Here is a 17,218-nt window from a genome sequence, read left to right as displayed (position 1 = left end):
GATCCGAAGGGTCTGATCGAACCCTCGCCGGGATTAGCGTCTGCAGGCGCGAACCCGTCGAAAGGGCATCATGTCTAACCAAATTGAGGAATCCAGCAGCGCTCCGGCTGCTGCGGCGACGGCCGATGGCCGCCCACACCGCAAGCTTCGGGGGACGCTTGGTGTCTGGGGCATCGTCTTCGTGGTCGTGGCTGCCGCATCGCCACTGGGGGTCATGGGTGGCCCGGTTCCCCTGGGCATCGCCAGCGGCAACGGGATCGGATTTCCCGCCATCTTCGTCGTCAGCACATTGATCATCCTGCTGTTCGCGGTCGGTTTCACCGCACTGACGCCTTACGTCCCAGACGCGGGTGCCTTCTACTCCTACATCGGTAAGGGCTTGGGCCGAGTGACCGGCTTCGGCTTCGCGTTCGTCGCGCTGATCTCCTACCTGACGCTGGAGGTCGCCGTCTACGGACTGATCGGTCAGGGCGCTCAGGCGCTGTTTGCCTCCTATGGCCTTCCGAGTATCCATTGGGGCATTTGGGCTTTCGTTGCCTTCGCGATCGTGACAGCCCTGGGCCACTTCAACATCGACCTGTCCCGCAACGTTCTCGGCGTCCTGCTGATCGGTGAAGTGGCAATCGTGCTCGCGCTCGATGCCGCCGTCGTCTTTAGTGGCGGCCAGGAAGGTCTGTCCACCGGAATCGTGACCCCGTCCGAAATCCTCTCGGGCGCACCGGGTATCGCACTTCTCTTCGCAATCCTGAGCTTCATCGGCTTCGAGGCCACCGCGGTGTTCCGTGACGAGGCGCGCGACCCGCTGCGCACCATCCCCAAGGCCACATATCTGGCCGTCATCCTGATCGGGGTGTTCTACACCGTCTCGACGTGGGCGCTCATCTCCGCAGTCGGTGACAGCAAGGCGGTCGAGCAGGCACAGGCCGACCCGTCCACCCTGTTACCCAACGCCACCGAGCAATACCTCGGCACGGTCGGACTGCACATCGTCCAGGTGCTGTTTGTCACCAGCCTGTTCGCCTGCATCCTGTCGTTCCACAACATCGTCGCGCGCTACGTGTTCACGCTGTCCAACCGCAGGGTGTTCCCGGGTCAGTTCGGCGAGGCGCACGCCACCCACGGTTCCCCGCACATCGCCTCCGGGGTGGACGCGATCGTCGTGGCGGTGGCCATCGGCGTCGCAATCCTGTTCCAGCTCGACCCGGTGACGCAGTTCTACACCTGGCTGGCCGGCATCTCCACGGTTGGCGTCACCAGCCTGCTGATCGCGACCACCGTCGCCGTGCTGGCCTTCTTCACCCGCCGCAAGCGCGCCGGCCAGCTGGAGGTGTCGACCTGGCGGGCATTCATCGCGCCCGCTCTGGGGCTGGTTGGCCTGGTGATCTCCTTCGTGCTGATCCTGCAGAACCTGCCCGGCCTGGTCGGCAACTCGACACCGATCGCCATCGGGGTGGTTGCGCTGTTGGTCGCGTTCTTCGCGCTCGGTGCCGGTATCGCGGCCCGGCGCCCCCACGTGACCCTCGAGTGACGCAGGCGGCGGCGCGCCGTAGCCTTCATGGTCATGAGCGAGCCGTATGAATCCCTCACTGTCGAGGTCAAGGACCACGTCGCCCAGGTCACGCTGATCGGCCCGGGGAAGGGCAATGCGATGGGCCCGCAATTCTGGGCCGAGATGCCGGTGGTCTTCGCCGACCTCGACGCCGATCCCGATGTCCGGGCGATCGTGCTGACCGGGTCGGGCCGCAACTTCAGCTACGGCCTGGATCTGGTCGCCATGGGCGACACCATCGGCGGCGCCATGACCACGGAGGTGTCGGCGCGCCCACGCAAGGACTTCCACACCAAGCTCAAGCGCATGCAGCAGTCGATCACCGCGGTGGCCGATTGCCGCACCCCCACCATCGCCGCGATCCATGGCTGGTGCATCGGCGGTGGCGTCGACCTGATCAGCGCGGTCGACATCCGCTACGCCAGCGCCGACGCGAAGTTCTCGGTGCGCGAGGTCAAGCTATCGATCGTCGCCGACGTCGGCAGCCTGGCCCGGTTGCCTTACATCCTGTCCGACGGACACCTGCGCGAATTGGCATTGACCGGCAAGGACATCGACGCCGCGCGCGCCGAGAAGATCGGACTGGTCAACGACGTCTACCCGGACGCCGAGGCCACGCTGGCCGCCGCGCACGAGACGGCCGCAGAGATCGCCGCCAACTCACCGCTGGTCACCCACGGCATCAAGGACGTCCTCGACGAGCAGCGCACCGCCGATGTGGCGGCCAGCCTGCGGTACGTGGCGGCGTGGAACTCGGCGTTCCTGCCGTCCAAGGACCTGTCCGAGGGTATCTCGGCAATGTTTGGCAAGCGGAAGCCGGAATTCACCGGCGAATAGCTGCTATTTGCCGGCTTTGATGGCCGGAACTGCCTTGGTGGTCGCCAAGGCGGTTGGTTCATCGGTGGGCTGCGTCGTCGTGGTCGCACCCATGTTCATACCGGCGACGGCCGGCGAGGAGTAGGGCGGGAACTTCGTCTCGTCGCCGGAGTCGGCGGTGACGTTTCCGGTTACCGAGACCGGGGCGGGGTGGGTCAGACCAAACAGGCCGAGAACGGCGATCGCGCCACCACCCACAACGGTACCCAGCAACCTCTTATCCAAAGCCAAGCTTTTCCGAAGCTTCTTGGGGGAGGACATGTTGACCAGCACCTTTCGGGACATTTTTGCGTAACGTCAGATAGCTTGGCCACTCACATGAGCCGCCAAGCAACCATTCGAACGCCTTCATTCCTTTGTATGCCCGATCGGCACCAAATAGCACGTATCCCAAGCTGATCCACAGAAGTCCGGAGCCAGCCCCACAGGTAGCTCGCAGTCAGTGATCGTGGTGACAGCATCCATGTACGACTGCCGACGGGCCCCACTGCGGGCGCTGCCCGATGCGGGCTTCGAAGCCGCCCCGGGGACTTTTCAAGCGCTACCATGTGGCGGCCTTGGAGGCCGCGCGCACGCTCCAATTACCTTGGCACAAAACCAATCTCATCTTCTGGGGCACCCAGCACTTACCGGCGCGCGGTCGCCGCGCTGGAAGCAGCGGGGCGGCGAATGGACGTTCGCTGGATACCCGGCAGCGCGCGAAAAGCGGTGGCGGAGGGATTTGAACCCCCGGACGGTGTTAGCCGTCTCTCGCTTTCAAGGCGAGTGCATTAGGCCGCTCTGCCACGCCACCGCCGACAAGCGTAGCGGTTCAGACGCGGCCGACCTTGGCCGAGTCGCCGCTGTCCTTCAATGAGGCACTGATCCGGCGGCAGCTCTCCCCCATCGCCGCCATCTGCGGACGTGACAGCGGGCCCAGGAAATTCTCCCGAACCCCCGTCGCGTACGTCAGCATCGCGTCCTCGACGACCTCGCGCCCACGGTCAGTGATCCCAGCCAAGACTCCGCGCCCGTCGTCGGGACTCGCCTCCCGATGGACCAGCCCGGCCGTCTCCAGCCGGCGGATCTGACGGGTCACCCGGCTCGGTAATGACATGAGCTGCTCGGCCAGATCCCCCATCCGTGCCGAGCCCGTTTCGGAGTTGTCCAGTATCTCTAACAAGCGAACGTCGACCAAGCTCAACTTGTGCTTGTCGACGAGTCCGCGATTCAGCGTTCCGTAGAGCCGCAGTGCTGCGTCGAGGAAGTTCTGCCAAGCTCGCTGCTCGGCTATATCCAACCCCGGCATCTCACTCGCGGTCCGCCCCCCAATGGTCCCTCCCATAGCGCAATCGTAAGCGACACAGCGCGGTACGATGCCGAAATGGCTCGGGAGTAACCTGTTCCGATGCTGGCCATCGTCGCTGAATCCGCCGACCGCCTGATCTGGCGCGAGGTACCCGATGTTGCCCCCAGACCCGGCGAGGTGTTGATCAAGGTCGGCACCGCAGGGGTCAACCGTGCTGATCTGTTGCAGGCAGCCGGGCACTACCCACCCCCGCCAGGCGAAAGCGAGATCTTGGGTTTGGAAGTCGCCGGCGTCATCGAGGCAGTGGGCGACGAAGTATCGGAATGGACTGTTGGACAACAGGTCTGCGCACTTTTGGCCGGAGGCGGCTACGCCCAGTACGTCGCGGTGCCGGCCCGCCAGGTGATGCCCATTCCCGCCGGCGTCAGCGTGGCCGAGGCGGCCGCACTGCCGGAGGTCGCCTGCACGGTGTGGTCGAACCTCGTCATGACCGCGCATCTGGCGCCCGGCGAGATGCTCCTCGTCCACGGTGGCGCCAGCGGCATCGGCACGCACGCTATTCAGGTGGCGACGGCTCTGGGCAGCCGGGTCGCGGTGACCGCAGGCTCGCAATCCAAGCTCGCGCTATGCGCCGAATTGGGCGCCAACACGCAAATCTCTTACCGCGACGAGGATTTCGTCGCGCGCGTTAATAATGCCACAGATGGTCGCGGCGCCGACGTCATCTTCGACATCATGGGCGCAGCCTATCTCGACCGGAACCTCGACGCGCTCGCGCCCGACGGTCGACTCGTGATCATCGGCATGCAGGGCGGGATCAAAGGCGAACTGAACATTGCCAAGATGGTCTCCAAGCGACTCAGCGTGATCGCTACGTCGTTGCGGGGCCGGCCCGTCGACGGTACCCATGGCAAGGGCGCCATCGTCGATGCGGTGGTGGACTCGGTGTGGCCGATGATCGGCGACGGTCGGGTCCGCCCGATCATCGGTGCGCGCTTCCCCATCACCGATGCTGCCGAAGCGCACCGAGTGCTGGCCTCCGGGGAGACGTTCGGCAAGATTCTGCTGACTATCGAAAGCTGAGCGTCAGCCCAGCGACGCCAGCGCCCGCACCAGCTGATCCACCTCAGCCATCGTCGAGTAATGCGCCAGCCCGACGGTGACCGCACCGCCGATGTCGTTGACCCCGATCAGGTCCAGGACCCGCGAATTGGCGTTGGAAACAGCCAGAATTCCGTTGTCGGCCAACCGCTGGACCACCCGCTCGGCGGGCACCCCGGTGACCGCGAAGCTGACCACCGGTATGTGCACCTCGGGCCGGCCGATCACCATGACCAAGGGCAGCGACCGCAGCGACACCATCAGATAGTCGAACAGGCCGCCGAGGTAGGAACCCGCGGACTGCATTGAGAGCGCGAGCCTTTCACGACGGGTGCCGCGCGCTGATTCGTCCAGGCCGGCCAGATACTCGATGCTGGCGACCACACCGGCCAGCAGTCCGTATTGGTGTCCACCCAATTCCAGCCGGGCCGGCCCGCTGGCGTAGGGGTTCATCGATACCGAACCGAAGGTGTCGATGAGAGACGGGTTGCGGAAAACCAGCGCGCCGATCGGCGGGCCACCCCAAGCCGGCGCATTGAGCGCAACCACGTCGGCCTCGATCTCGTTGATGTCGATCAGCTGATACGGCGCCGCCGCCGAGTGGTCCACCACAACCAGACCGCTGACGTCGTGCACGAGTTTGGTGACCGCCCCGACGTCGGTGATCGTGCCGAGGGTCGACGATGCCGACGACATGGCCACCAGCTTGGTGGGCGGCGTGATCAGGCTCTCCCACTGCCACGACGGCAGCTCACCGGTTTCGATGTCGACCTCGGCCCACTTGACCTTGGCCCCGTACCGGTTGGCCGCGCGCAGCCACGGCGCGATGTTTGCTTCATCGTCGAGCCGGCTGACGACGACCTCGTAGCCAATCCCGGCCCGCGAGGACGACGCGTCGGCCAGTGACGTCAACAGGATCGAGCGGTCGGCGCCGAGCACCACGCCGCCCGGATCACCGTTGACCAGGTCGGCCACCGCCTGGCGGGCGGCCTCCAGCACAGCCACGCTGCGCCGGGCCGCCGGGTGGGGGCTGGCGGTATTGGGCACCGAACCGCGGAACGCCGTGGAGACCGTCGTGGCCACCGACTCCGGGATCAACATCCCGGCCTGAGCGTCAAAGCGCATCCATCCGTCGCCCAGCGCTGGGTGCAGACCACGCACCCGGGCGACGTCATATGCCATGGAGAACCACCTTAAAGCGTTGGTGATAGCGCTATCGAGACAGCAAGGGCGCCTGCGGTCCCCGAGGACAGGATCACCTGGCCAGCCATACTAGTCCAGTGAGCTTCGCGTTCGGACTGGTGATCGCGGTCTTGTTGCTGATCCTGCCGGGTGCGGTGGTCGCGCTGGCCGGGCGGTTGAGTTGGCCGGTCGCACTCGGGGTAGGCCCGGCACTGACGTACGGCGTTGTAGGCCTGGCCATCATCCCGTTCGGCGCGATCGGCATCCGCTGGAACACCTGGACGGCGCTTCTTGCCCTGGCCATCGTAACGGCGGCGGTATTCGGTTTGCGGATTCTGCTCGCCCGATATCGCGACGCCGATTCGAGCGGCGGCGCGGTGTCGGTGTGGCCAGCGCTGACGGTCGCGGCGGGGGTCGTCCTCGGCGCACTCTTCATCGCAATAGCGGCCGCCAAGGGCATGCCGCACTGGCAGTCGATCCCCAGCAACTGGGACTCCGTCTGGCATGCCAACACCATCCGCTGGATCCTCGACACCGGCCAGGCCTCGTCGACCCACATGGGTGAGCTGCGCAACGTCGAAACGCACGCGGCCCTCTATTACCCCTCGGTGTTTCATGCGCTGGGCGCCGTACTAGCCCAGCTCATCGGCGCCGCACCGACCACTGCCTACACGTTGAGCTCGCTGGCGGGGGCGGTGTGGCTGTTCCCACTCAGCGCGGCGCTGCTGACCTGGCAGCTGCTGCGCAGGACCACGACGCAGTGGCGTACGGCGGGGGCCGCCGCGACTGCCGCTGCGCTGTCGGCGTCGTTCACCGCGGTGCCCTACGTCGAGTTCGACACGGCCTCGATGCCCAACATGGTGGCCTACGGCCTCGCAGTGCCAACGTTCGTGCTGATCACGTCGTCGCTGCGGCATCGAGATCGCGTCCCACTGGCCGTGCTGGCATTGGTGGGGGTGTTCTCGGTGCACATCACCGGCGGCGTGGTCGTGGTCACGTTGGTGGTGGCGTGGTGGCTGCTGGACGCGCTCAGGCGACCGGTATTGGGCCGGGCGCGCGACTTCATCACGCTGGTCGCGATCGCGGCCCCTTCCCTGGCCGTGCTGCTGCCGCAGTTCCTCGGAGTTCTGCAGCAGGCCGAGGTCATCGCCGGGCACGCCTTCCTCACCTATCAGGGCCGCAAACGGACGCTGTTCAACGCGATCGTCCAGCACACCCGGCACCTCAATGACTTCCCGATCCAGAACGTCCTGATCGGACTGGCGGCGGTGGGCTTCGTACTGCTACTGACCAAGCGCATCTGGTGGCCGGCCGCGGTCTGGCTGCTGATGATGGTGTCGATCGTGCATTCCGGGGCGCCGTTCGGCGGCCCCGTGGGGGCCATCATCGGCAAGTACAGCGACCTGTTCTACAGCGACCCGCGTCGGCTATCGGCGGTGGTGACGCTGTTGCTGGCGCCGATGGCCGGGATCGCGTTGTACGCCGCGGCGCTGCTGATCGTGGCTGGCGCGCGCCGGTTGACGCAGCGGTGGGCCGCCGCCCGGGATCCCGGCCGCGGATTCTGGATCGGCGCGACTGCGGTGCTGCTGGTGGCCGCCACCGTCGGGTTGGCCTGGCACTACTTCCCCCGACACCGCTACCTGATCGGCGAGAAGTACGACCGGGTGATCATCGACGACAAAGATCTGGAGGCGATGGCGTACCTGGCGACCCTGCCGGGGGCCCGCGACACCCTGATCGGCGATGCCAACGTCGACGGCACCGCGTGGATGTACGCGGTGGCCGGCCTGCACCCGCTGTGGACGCACTACGACTACCCCGTGCAGCAGGGACCGGGTTACCACCGCTTCATCTTCTGGGCCTACGCCGACGACGCCGACCACGATCCGCGAATCGCCGAGGCGGTGAAGGCGCTGAACATCCGCTATGTGTTGACCAGTACGCCGGTGGTCCGCGGGTTCGTCATGCCCGACGGACTAGTGTCACTAGACAAGTCCAAGTCGTGGGCGAAGATCTACGACAACGGCGAGGCCCGCATCTACGAATGGCGCGGATCTCCGCCGCCGGACACCCAATAACAGTGGGACACGAGGGAACGCTCACCGCATGACGACGAACACAGACGACGACAACATCGAGATCATCGGGCCCGACGCCGGGGACGACGACGGGCGCTCCGTGACCGACCTGGTCGAACAGCCAGCCAAGGTGATGCGGATCGGCACGATGATCAAGCAGCTGCTCGAAGAGGTGCGGGCCGCACCGCTGGATGACGCGAGCCGCGCCCGGCTGCGCGAGATTCACGCGACGTCCATCCGCGAGCTCGAAGACGGGCTGGCTCCCGAGCTGCGCGACGAACTGGAGCGCCTGGCGCTGCCGTTCACCGACGACACCATCCCGTCGGACGCCGAGCTGCGCATCGCGCAGGCGCAGCTGGTCGGCTGGCTCGAGGGTCTGTTCCACGGAATCCAGACCGCGTTGTTCGCCCAGCAGATGGCTGCGCGCGCGCAGCTCGAGCACATGCGCCAGGGCGCACTGCCGCCCGGCATGACCCCGCCCGGCCCGCCTGGAGTCCCCGGTCATGGCACCGGGCAGTACCTGTAACACACGAGACTCACGGTGGCTGCCGACGATCCCTTCATCGAAACCCGCGACGCCTGGGTTGAGTTTCCGATCTTTGATGCCAAGACGCGCTCGCTGAAGAAGACCTTCCTGGGTGCGGCCGGCGGCGCGATCGGGCGCAACACCGAGAACGTCGTCGTCATCGAGGCGCTGCGGGACATCACGTTGTCGTTGAAGATGGGCGATCGGATCGGCCTGGTCGGCCACAACGGCGCGGGCAAGTCGACGCTGCTGCGGCTGTTGTCCGGGATCTACGAGCCCACCCGCGGTTCGGCGACCGTTCGCGGGCGGGTGGCGCCGGTGTTCGACCTCGGCGTCGGCATGGATCCGGAGATCTCCGGCTACGAGAACATCATCATCCGCGGCCTTTTCCTCGGCCAGACGCGAAAGCAGATGGCAGCCAAGGTCGACGAGATCGCCGAATTCACCGAACTCGGCGAGTACCTGTCGATGCCGCTGCGGACGTATTCCACCGGTATGCGGGTGCGGCTGGCCATGGGCGTGGTCACCAGCATCGACCCGGAGATCCTGCTGCTCGACGAGGGCATCGGCGCAGTCGACGCCGACTTCCTCAAGAAGGCGCAATCGCGTCTGCAGAATCTGGTCGAGCGATCCGGAATCCTGGTGTTCGCCAGCCATTCCAACGAGTTCCTGGCCCGGTTGTGCAAGAACGCGATGTGGATCGACCACGGGACAATCAAGATGACCGGCGGCATCGAAGATGTGGTGCGGGCTTACGAGGGTGAGGACGCCGCACGGCATGTGCGAGAGGTGCTCGAGGAGCACAAGTCAGACTGGTCGGACGGGGTCGCCACCCCGTGACCGGCAAGGTGTGCGCCGTCGTCGTCACGCATCGCCGTCCTGATGAACTGGCCAAGTCGCTGGACGTGCTGAGCACACAGAGCCGCATGGTCGACCATCTGATCGTCGTCGACAACGATTCCGACGACCGGGTGCGCGACCTGGTCGCCGGGCAACCGGTGCCGTCGACTTACCTCGGCTCACGCCGAAATCTCGGCGGCGCAGGCGGATTCGCGTTGGGCATACTGCATGCACTGACGCTGGGCGCGGATTGGGTGTGGCTGGCCGACGACGACGGGCGCCCCAAGGACGCCGAAGTCCTGGCCACACTGCTGGCCTGCGCCGACCACCACCGGCTGGCCGAGGTGTCGCCGATGGTGTGCGATATCAACGACCCTGACCGGCTGGCCTTCCCGCTGCGCCGCGGCCTGGTGTGGCGGCGACGAGTCTCGGAACTGCGCGTCGACGGCTCTGGTGATCTGCTTCCAGGAATCGCGTCACTGTTCAACGGTGCATTGTTCCGCGCTGAAACCTTTGTCGCGGTTGGTGTTCCGGATCTGCGGTTGTTCGTGCGCGGTGACGAGGTGGAACTGCATCGCAGGCTGGTACGCAGCGGCTTGCCGTTCGGCACCTGTCTGGATGCGGTGTACCTACACCCGTACGGCACCGACGAATTCAAGCCGATCCTGGGCGGTCGCATGCACACCCAGTACCCCGACGATCCGACCAAACGGTATTTCACCTACCGCAATCGCGGGTACCTGTTGTCGCAGCCCGGCCTGCGCAAGCTGCTGTTGCAGGAGTGGGTGCGGTTCGGCTGGTACTTCCTGATCACTCGGCGCGATCCGGCCGGGCTTCGGGAGTGGATCAGGTTGCGGCGCCTCGGCCGTCGCGAACAGTTTGGTCCACCGGATTCTCGGGAGCAGTCTTGACATTCATTGACGCCGCAGCCCAGTCGAAGACGTTCACCCGCGCGTGGGGCGACCTTCGCGACGGGTTCCACAAGCGCGAATTGTGGCTGCACCTCGGCTGGCAGGACATCAAGCAGAAGTACCGCCGCTCAGTGCTCGGCCCGTTCTGGATCACCATCGCGACCGGGACCACCGCCGTCGCGATGGGTGGGCTGTACTCGCAGCTGTTCCACCTCAAACTCTCCGAGCACCTGCCCTATGTGACGCTCGGGTTGATCATCTGGAACATGATCAACGCCGCGATCCTCGAGGGCTCCGATGTGTTCATCGCCAACGAAGGTTTGATCAAGCAACTGCCAACGCCACTGAGCGTGCACGTGTATCGGCTGGTGTGGCGGCAGATGATTCTGTTCGCACACAACATCGTCATCTATGTGGTGATTGCGATCATCTTCCCGAAACCGTGGTCATGGGCCGACTTGGCGGCGATCCCGGCGCTGCTGCTGATCATGCTGAACTGCGTCTGGGTGTCGTTCTGCTTCGGCATCCTGGCCACCCGGTACCGCGATATCGGCCCACTGCTGTTCTCGATCGTGCAGCTGCTGTTCTTCATGACACCGATCATCTGGAATGACAACACGCTCCAGCAGCAGGGCGCCGGCCAGTGGGCGAAGATCATCGAGCTGAATCCGCTGCTGCATTACCTCGACATCCTGCGAGCTCCCCTGTTGGGCGCTGACCAACACTTGCGGCATTGGGTCGTCGTGATAGTGCTGACGCTTCTCGGCTGGCTGGTGGCGGCTTTCGCGCTGCGGCAGTACCGATCGCGGGTGGCCTACTGGGTCTAGAGGGTGTTGCCTCACGTAAGCGTGCGCGCTTGGTGACTGAAGCGGGGGTGCCGGCTGGGGTTTTACTGGTGGCCAGGGTGCCAGGGTGCCAGGGTGCCAGGGTGCCAGGGTGCCAGGGTGCCAGGGTGCCAGGGTGCCAGGGTGCCAGGGTGCCAGGGTGCCAGGGTGCCAGGGTGCCAGGGTGAAGAGCACACGTCCTCTGACCGGGTAAACGCAGCACTGCCACCAGCACTGCGAGCATGGGGGCGAGCCGTTTGCCGGCGGGCATTCCCAGCACCGTCCAGCAGACCGTCAATGCGGCGATGACCTCGGGTCTGTACGTCGCGGGCCGCCGACCGCGCACGGTGGCGATCGTGGGCATCAGCGCGGCTGTGAGCGCCTTTCGGGCATGGCAGCGATGCCAGCCGGTATTGGCGCACAACTCGTCGAGAATCCGGCTCTTCCCGCGCTTACTGGCCTGCTGATAGCGGATCGCCGCTGCCTAGCGTCACTGCTCCGCGTTCGCCCAATATCAACCCCATCAGCTGGACCTACCGAAGTCATTGCTGACCAAGCCGGCAGACGCGCCGTCTACGCGCGCATTTCCGATGAGGCAACACGGTCAGACTGGGATGTATCAGGACATCGGTGACGGTTGGTGTGTCAGGACTTCGGTGACAGTTCTTTGGTCTTGGGTTGGGGGCCGCTGGGTCGGCCGTTGCCGACTTAGTTGATACCGACGAGTCGGCCGAGGTGCCCGCGCCGCGAAGGGTTCAGCGCAGCCCCATTGTCAGACAGCAGCCGTTGGGGCACCCCGTGGGCGGCCACCGCCTTGTCGAACACCGTGATCGCGGCCGCAGCGGTCTCACCCCAGGCCACATGCGAGGCAACGGCGTAGCGGGAGTGATCGTCAATGAGCTGGAAGATCACGCATTTACGCCCGCCGGTGAGGACGTATTCGGTGGCATCGAGCTGCCAGCACGCGTTCGGGGCCGGGTAGACGAACCGTCGCCATGCCGAGCGCGGTTTCTTCTTCGGCTCAACACGGGCCACACGGGCTTCTCGGAAGATCCGTGCCAGCGACGCGGTGTGAGGGGACCTGATCTAGGCCCATCGCGTGCATCTTGTCGTGCACACTGATCGGCCCGAGGTCCAGGCCGGAGGCCTCCAGTGCACCACGCACGGCCACGGCCTGATCCTTGACTTCATCGCTCAGTTTCGACGGGCTCGATTTCGGTCGCCGCGTTTTGGGTTCGAGCACCGCGGCCGGACCGTCGCTTCTGCAGCGTTTACGCAACTCGTAGAACGACTTTCGCGAGATACCGTGCTCGGCGCAGAACGTCGAGACCGCCCCGCGGGGCGCGTCATCAGGCCACTGCGAGATCGCAAGCCGCACGCGGGGATCGATGGGTTCATTGACAGCCACCGCCCGAGCCTGGAGGCACAAGTGTCACCACCAAGACCACCCGAACTGTCACCGATGTCCTGAGAGATGACAGATTTCCGTCAGACCCCAGTGGCATACTCGAACATGTGTTCGATGTTGGGTTACGGTCCTCGGCTGATGCGGTGGTGGTGACTGCGATCAGGGACGGCGCTCGGCAGGCGGCTCAGGGTGAGGGGCTGCGGTTGGCGGCGATCGCGGAGTTGGTTCGGCGCCGTTGCGGTGACGAGGAGCGCGCATGGTGGGCCTGTGATGACTGGGACGCCGTGGCAGCCGAGGTGTCGGCCGAGCTGGGGGTGACCCATGGCCGGGCGTCGGCGCAGATGCATCTGGCGTTGTCGTTGCGGGATCGGGTACCGCAGGTGGGTGCGTTGTTGTTGGCCGGTGTGTTGAGTTATCGGATGTGTGCAGCGATCGTGTCGCGCACTGACCTGATCGGCGACCCGCAGACGCTGGCGCTCGTGGATGCCGCGCTTGCCGAGCACGCGGTGTCGTGGGGACCGCTGTCGGACCTCAAACTTCAGCGCGCCATCGATGTGTGGGTGGACGAGTTTGACCCGGGTGCGCTGCGCCGGACCCAGTCCCGGTTGCGGGATCGCGATGTGGTTGTCGATGTCGGCAATGCGCGCGACGGGGTCGTGGAACTCCGCGGTGAGCTGTTGATCACCGACGGCATTGCACTGGATCGGCGGTTGGCTGTGATGGCGCACGGGGTGTGTGAGGACGATCCGCGCACCATCGGTGAGCGCCGATCCGATGCCATAGGGGCGATCAATGCCGGGTCGGATCGGCTGGCCTGCAACTGCGGCAATCCCGAGTGCCCGGCCGCCGAGCCCGACGGCCGGGCGGCCAGCGTGGTGGTGCATGTGGTGGCTGAGGCCGACGTGATGGGCACGGTTGCCGATCCGCCGATGCCGACCGAAGGGGCCGGTACCCCAACCGAGTCGCCCGGCCCGCACACCGCTGGTGGTGTGGTGACCGGACATCGTGGGGTTGTGCCGGCCCCGTTGCTGGCGCAGCTGATTACAGCCGGCGCGAAGGTCCGGGTGCTGCGACGGCCGGACGAGGAGCCCGAGCCGGGCTATCGCCCCTCGACGGCGTTGGACGAGTTTGTCCGGATGCGCGATATCACCTGTCGGTTCCCCAACTGCGATATGCCGGCCGAGTTCTGCGATGTCGACCACACCATCCCCTGGCCCTGGGGACCCACCCACGCTTCCAACCTGGCCTGCATCTGCCGAAAACACCACCTGCTCAAGACTTTTTGGGCCGGCTGGCGCGATAAGCAACACCCTGACGGCTCAATCGTGTGGACCTCACCCACCGGACACACCTACCTCACTCAACCCGGCAGCCGATTGCTGATCCCCCAGTGGAACGTCACCACCGCGACACTGCCCGCACCCGTGGGCCAACCGCCGCCCACCATCGGCATCATGATGCCCACCCGACGACGCACTCGCGCGGCCCAGCGGGCCTATCGCATCGCCGCCGAACGCAAACTCAACGATGCCCGCGTCGCCCAGCGGAACCGCCCACCACCGTTCTAACTGGGGTATGCCCCGTGCTCGGGCTCCGGCCCGAAGACAAACCGCCTGCCGGACATATCGTTCGGAGTGATGCGGACGTAGCGCAGCTTCTCGGTGGCCACCCACGGCAACAGCTGGGCGCGGTCGGCTTCGTGGATTTCATCGGCGGCAGTCAGCACATGTGCGGTCCCGCGAATGACGACACTCCAACCTTCGACGACGTTGTGATCGTCGACCTCGAAGAGCACCTTGTCGTTCATTACCGTGCCGAATAGCTTTGTGCCTTCGGCAGTCCGAAATAGCACTGTGTGGCCCTGCGTCACGAAATTGACCGGGAAGATTTCCAGCTCACCGCCGACGTTGGTCACCAGCCGACCCAGCGCGGCGCTCTTCAGCAGGTCCCAGCTCTCGTCGTCGCTGAGGACCGTGATCGGGTCCTGTTCGCCTATCATGATCAGATTTTCCCTCGGCAAGAACCGGCGCGCATAGGGTCGAACGGCCCTCGCGGCCGGGCCGTTCAGTCGATCAGCGTGGCCAACTCGGCCCGCAGATTGCCTTGCGCAGACGCTTCCCACTCGCGGCGCGCGCGCTCGGTTCGGAACACCCCTGGACCACCTAACAATGCCGTCAGAACCTGCACGCGTCCGCGGCGGAACGCGTCACCGGGAACGTGGTCGTACTCGGCGCGGATGGCCGCGGTATTGCGTACGTAGCGGTCCCTCGGCACCGCCAACGCCGCCAAGTCGGCATCGGACAGAACTTCGCCGTTGTGGTCCCCTGCCGCGGGGTCATGCGTGATCGTCATCCGAATCAAGCGCGCCACCTCGTCGACCAGTTGCGGCTGCAGACCCAGCCGCGACAGGTCCAGCTCCGCGCGGCGCGCGCTGAGTTCCTCGTCGTCGGGACGCCCGGCGTACACCGCGTCGTGGTACCAGGCCGCGAGGCGGACAGCGTCTGCGTCGTCGGCGAAATCAGCCAGCTCCTCGACGTGGCGGAGGATGTCGCGCAGGTGCTCGACAGAGTGGTAGTGGCGGTGCGGTTCCGTCCAAGACGCGACCAAGTCGCGCCCCACCGCGGCCACTGCCGGGTTGTCGGTGTGCCGGGACAGCAGTGTCGCCCAGGCTTCAACCAGATCCTGCACCCCACCATGGTGCACCGGCGGGCAGGAGCGAAGCGACCCGGGGATTGAGACCCGCGGGCAGGAGCGAAGCGACCCGGGACAATCAGTAAGCTTCCGACGTGGCCGAACTTGCCCCGCCGACGCCCCTGAGCCTGAAGACCCAGGTGCTGCGATTCATCCTCACCGGCGGGCTGTCGGCGATCGTCGATTTTGGGCTCTACGTGCTGTTCCTCAAGCTCGGACTGCAGGTCAATGTGGCCAAGACGCTGAGCTTCATCGCCGGCACCACCACCGCGTACCTGATCAACCGCCGGTGGACGTTCCAGGCACCGCCCAGCACGGCCCGGTTCGTCGCCGTGATCGCCCTATACGCACTGACCTACGCGGTCCAAGTCGGCATCAATTACCTGTTCTATGTGAAGTTCGCCGGCCAGCCGTGGCAGGTTCCGGTCGCCTTCGTCATCGCGCAAGGCACCGCCACCGTCATCAACTTCGTGGTCCAGCGAGCAGTGATATTCCGGTTGAAGTAATCCCGCCGGGTAACCTTTGGCACTGACATGGCTACCGAACTCCCCCTGACGCAGCGTTCCCTGACCGGGTTCGGCCGCACCGCGCCCAGTGTGGCGCACGTGCTGTCGACCCCCGATGTGGACGTGATTGCCGCTGCCGTCCGGCAGGTGGCCGACGCCGATTCCGCCAGCCCGTCCTACCTGCGCCGGGGCATCGTGGCGCGCGGGCTCGGCCGCTCCTACGGAGATCAAGCCGGCAACGGCGGCGGCATCGTCGTCGACATGACGCGGCTGAACCGGATCCATTCGCTATCCGCTGAAACCGCCGTCGCCGACGTGGACGCCGGGGTGAGCCTGGACCAGCTGATGAAGGCCGCGCTCCCGTTCGGTTTGTGGGTACCGGTTCTGCCGGGCACCCGGCAGGTGACCGTCGGCGGCGCCATCGGATCCGACATCCACGGAAAGAACCACCACAGCGCGGGCAGCTTCGGCAATCACGTGCTGTCACTAGACCTACTGATGGCCGACGGTGAAGTCCGCACACTGACACCAGACGGAGCTGACAGCGAACTGTTCTGGGCCACGGTAGGCGGAAACGGTTTGACCGGCATCGTGATCCGGGCCCGCATCGCGATGACCCGCACCGAGACCGCCTATTTCATCGCCGACGGTATCGCCACGGCCGACCTGGACGAGACCGTCGCGGTCCACCAGGACGGCAGCGAGGACAACTACACCTATTCCAGCGCGTGGTTCGATCTCATCAACCCACCGCCGAAGCTGGGCCGCGCTGCGGTCAGCCGGGGCAGCCTGGCCAAACTGGACCAACTGCCGCCGAAGCTGGCGAAAGACCCCCTGCAGTTCAGTGCGCCCAAGCTGCCCGGGTTGCCAAACATCTTCCCCGTCAGCGTCATGAACAAGCTGTCACTCAACCTCGTCGGCGAGGCGTTCTATCGGATGAGCGGCAACTACCAGAACAAGATCGTCAATCTGACGCAGTTCTACCACATGCTGGATATCACGACAGGCTGGCAATACGCTTACGGCCCAGCCGGTTTCGCGCAGCACCAGTTCCTCGTGCCGCCCAACGCGCTGGACGAATTCAAAGACATCATCCGGTGGATCCAGACCCAGGGCCACTACTCCGCGCTGAACGTCTTCAAGTTGTTCGGTCCGGGAAACCCTGCCCCGCTGAGCTTTCCAATGGCCGGCTGGAATGTGGCCATGGATTTCCCCAACAATCCCGGCGTCAACGCGTTCCTCAACGAACTCGACAGCCGTGTCATGAAATTCGGCGGTCGCGTCTATACCGCCAAGGACTCTCGGGTGAGCGCCGAGAATTTCCACAAGATGTATCCGCGGATCGATGAATGGATTGCCGTGCGCCGCAAGGCCGATCCCAATGGCGTGTTTGCCTCCGATATGGCCCGCCGGCTCGAACTGCTGTAGAAAGGCATCC

The 17,218-nt window shown here is 65.4% G+C and carries 17 protein-coding genes, 1 tRNA gene and 1 pseudogene; 12 read left to right on the top strand and 7 right to left on the bottom strand.

The annotated features are described in order from the left end of the window. The first annotated feature begins 70 nt into the window (after positions 1–70). Both G6N38_RS12410 and G6N38_RS12405 read left to right on the top strand, forming a co-directional pair. A complete protein-coding gene (locus G6N38_RS12410) occupies positions 71–1,528 on the top strand; it encodes an APC family permease (RefSeq protein ID WP_163747794.1) in 1,458 nt (485 codons plus the stop codon). Positions 1,529–1,561: 33 nt separating this feature from the next. After that, positions 1,562–2,386 (top strand): crotonase/enoyl-CoA hydratase family protein, encoded by an 825-nt coding sequence (locus G6N38_RS12405; RefSeq protein WP_163747793.1) that lies wholly within the window; start codon positions 1,562–1,564, stop codon positions 2,384–2,386. Positions 2,387–2,389: 3 nt separating this feature from the next. On the opposite strand, the gene G6N38_RS12400 is transcribed toward G6N38_RS12405, so the two are convergent. The 3 genes from G6N38_RS12400 to G6N38_RS12390 form a co-directional block, all read right to left on the bottom strand. Next, the gene (locus tag G6N38_RS12400) at positions 2,390–2,710 is read right to left on the bottom strand and encodes a hypothetical protein (RefSeq protein ID WP_163747792.1); all 321 of its coding nucleotides are present in this window, start codon (positions 2,708–2,710) and stop codon (positions 2,390–2,392) included. A gap of 421 nt (positions 2,711–3,131) precedes the next feature. Continuing rightward, positions 3,132–3,218: transfer RNA gene (locus tag G6N38_RS12395), tRNA-Ser, on the bottom strand. A gap of 18 nt (positions 3,219–3,236) precedes the next feature. Beyond that, positions 3,237–3,749, bottom strand: a complete 513-nt coding sequence (locus tag G6N38_RS12390; protein ID WP_163747791.1) for a MarR family winged helix-turn-helix transcriptional regulator — start codon at positions 3,747–3,749, stop codon at positions 3,237–3,239. Positions 3,750–3,812: 63 nt separating this feature from the next. Here G6N38_RS12390 and G6N38_RS12385 point away from each other — a divergent pair, with 63 nt between their 5' ends. Next, positions 3,813–4,796 (top strand): NAD(P)H-quinone oxidoreductase, encoded by a 984-nt coding sequence (locus G6N38_RS12385; protein ID WP_163747790.1) that lies wholly within the window; start codon positions 3,813–3,815, stop codon positions 4,794–4,796. A 3-nt stretch (positions 4,797–4,799) separates the two neighbouring features. Here the strand turns inward: G6N38_RS12385 and G6N38_RS12380 are convergent, their stop codons facing one another. Continuing rightward, complete coding sequence (locus G6N38_RS12380; RefSeq protein ID WP_163747789.1) at positions 4,800–5,996, bottom strand: cysteine desulfurase-like protein; 1,197 nt, start codon at positions 5,994–5,996, stop codon at positions 4,800–4,802. A gap of 98 nt (positions 5,997–6,094) precedes the next feature. On the opposite strand from G6N38_RS12380, the gene G6N38_RS12375 reads away from it, so the two are divergent. The 6 genes from G6N38_RS12375 (at position 6,095) to G6N38_RS31185 (ending at position 11,642) form a co-directional block, all read left to right on the top strand. Further along, positions 6,095–8,074: a DUF6541 family protein gene (locus G6N38_RS12375; RefSeq protein ID WP_163747788.1), complete on the top strand. Its 1,980-nt coding sequence runs from the start codon at positions 6,095–6,097 to the stop codon at positions 8,072–8,074. Positions 8,075–8,102: 28 nt separating this feature from the next. Continuing rightward, positions 8,103–8,600, top strand: coding sequence for a bacterial proteasome activator family protein (locus G6N38_RS12370; protein ID WP_163747787.1), 498 nt, complete (start codon positions 8,103–8,105; stop codon positions 8,598–8,600). A 15-nt stretch (positions 8,601–8,615) separates the two neighbouring features. After that, positions 8,616–9,440: a galactan export ABC transporter ATP-binding subunit Wzt/RfbE gene (wzt, locus tag G6N38_RS12365; protein WP_163747786.1), complete on the top strand. Its 825-nt coding sequence runs from the start codon at positions 8,616–8,618 to the stop codon at positions 9,438–9,440. After that, positions 9,437–10,351 carry a galactofuranosyltransferase GlfT1 gene (glfT1, locus tag G6N38_RS12360; protein WP_163747785.1) on the top strand — a complete coding sequence of 305 codons (915 nt, stop codon included), beginning with the start codon at positions 9,437–9,439 and terminating at the stop codon, positions 10,349–10,351. The genes wzt and glfT1 overlap by 4 nt, the downstream gene beginning before the upstream one ends. Further along, the gene (wzm, locus tag G6N38_RS12355; protein WP_163747784.1) at positions 10,348–11,178 is read left to right on the top strand and encodes a galactan export ABC transporter permease subunit Wzm/RfbD; all 831 of its coding nucleotides are present in this window, start codon (positions 10,348–10,350) and stop codon (positions 11,176–11,178) included. Before glfT1 ends, wzm begins: the two co-directional genes overlap by 4 nt. A gap of 239 nt (positions 11,179–11,417) precedes the next feature. After that, entirely contained in the window at positions 11,418–11,642 is a 225-nt protein-coding gene (locus G6N38_RS31185; RefSeq protein WP_163747783.1) for a hypothetical protein, read from the top strand. Between the two features lie 253 nt (positions 11,643–11,895). Here the strand turns inward: G6N38_RS31185 and G6N38_RS12345 are convergent. After that, positions 11,896–12,583: pseudogene (locus G6N38_RS12345) on the bottom strand (DDE-type integrase/transposase/recombinase); the annotation flags it as partial. A gap of 107 nt (positions 12,584–12,690) precedes the next feature. On the opposite strand from G6N38_RS12345, the gene G6N38_RS12340 reads away from it, so the two are divergent. Next, positions 12,691–14,151 (top strand): HNH endonuclease signature motif containing protein, encoded by a 1,461-nt coding sequence (locus G6N38_RS12340; RefSeq protein WP_163747782.1) that lies wholly within the window; start codon positions 12,691–12,693, stop codon positions 14,149–14,151. Here G6N38_RS12340 and G6N38_RS12335 read toward each other — a convergent pair. Further along, the gene (locus G6N38_RS12335; RefSeq protein WP_407662969.1) at positions 14,148–14,582 is read right to left on the bottom strand and encodes a pyridoxamine 5'-phosphate oxidase family protein; all 435 of its coding nucleotides are present in this window, start codon (positions 14,580–14,582) and stop codon (positions 14,148–14,150) included. The genes G6N38_RS12340 and G6N38_RS12335 overlap by 4 nt on opposite strands. Positions 14,583–14,647: 65 nt before the next feature. After that, on the bottom strand, positions 14,648–15,271 hold the full coding sequence (locus G6N38_RS12330) for an HD domain-containing protein (protein WP_163747781.1): 624 nt from the start codon (positions 15,269–15,271) through the stop codon (positions 14,648–14,650). A gap of 98 nt (positions 15,272–15,369) precedes the next feature. Here G6N38_RS12330 and G6N38_RS12325 point away from each other — a divergent pair, with 98 nt between their 5' ends. Then, on the top strand, positions 15,370–15,780 hold the full coding sequence (locus tag G6N38_RS12325; protein ID WP_163747780.1) for a GtrA family protein: 411 nt from the start codon (positions 15,370–15,372) through the stop codon (positions 15,778–15,780). Positions 15,781–15,807: 27 nt separating this feature from the next. Continuing rightward, on the top strand, positions 15,808–17,208 hold the full coding sequence (locus tag G6N38_RS12320; RefSeq protein ID WP_163747779.1) for a decaprenylphosphoryl-beta-D-ribose oxidase: 1,401 nt from the start codon (positions 15,808–15,810) through the stop codon (positions 17,206–17,208). Positions 17,209–17,218 lie beyond the last annotated feature (10 nt).

The sequence above is a fragment of the Mycolicibacterium helvum genome (assembly GCF_010731895.1).
Lineage (GTDB): Bacteria > Actinomycetota > Actinomycetes > Mycobacteriales > Mycobacteriaceae > Mycobacterium > Mycobacterium helvum.
This window is presented reverse-complemented; position numbering and strand designations above follow the sequence as displayed.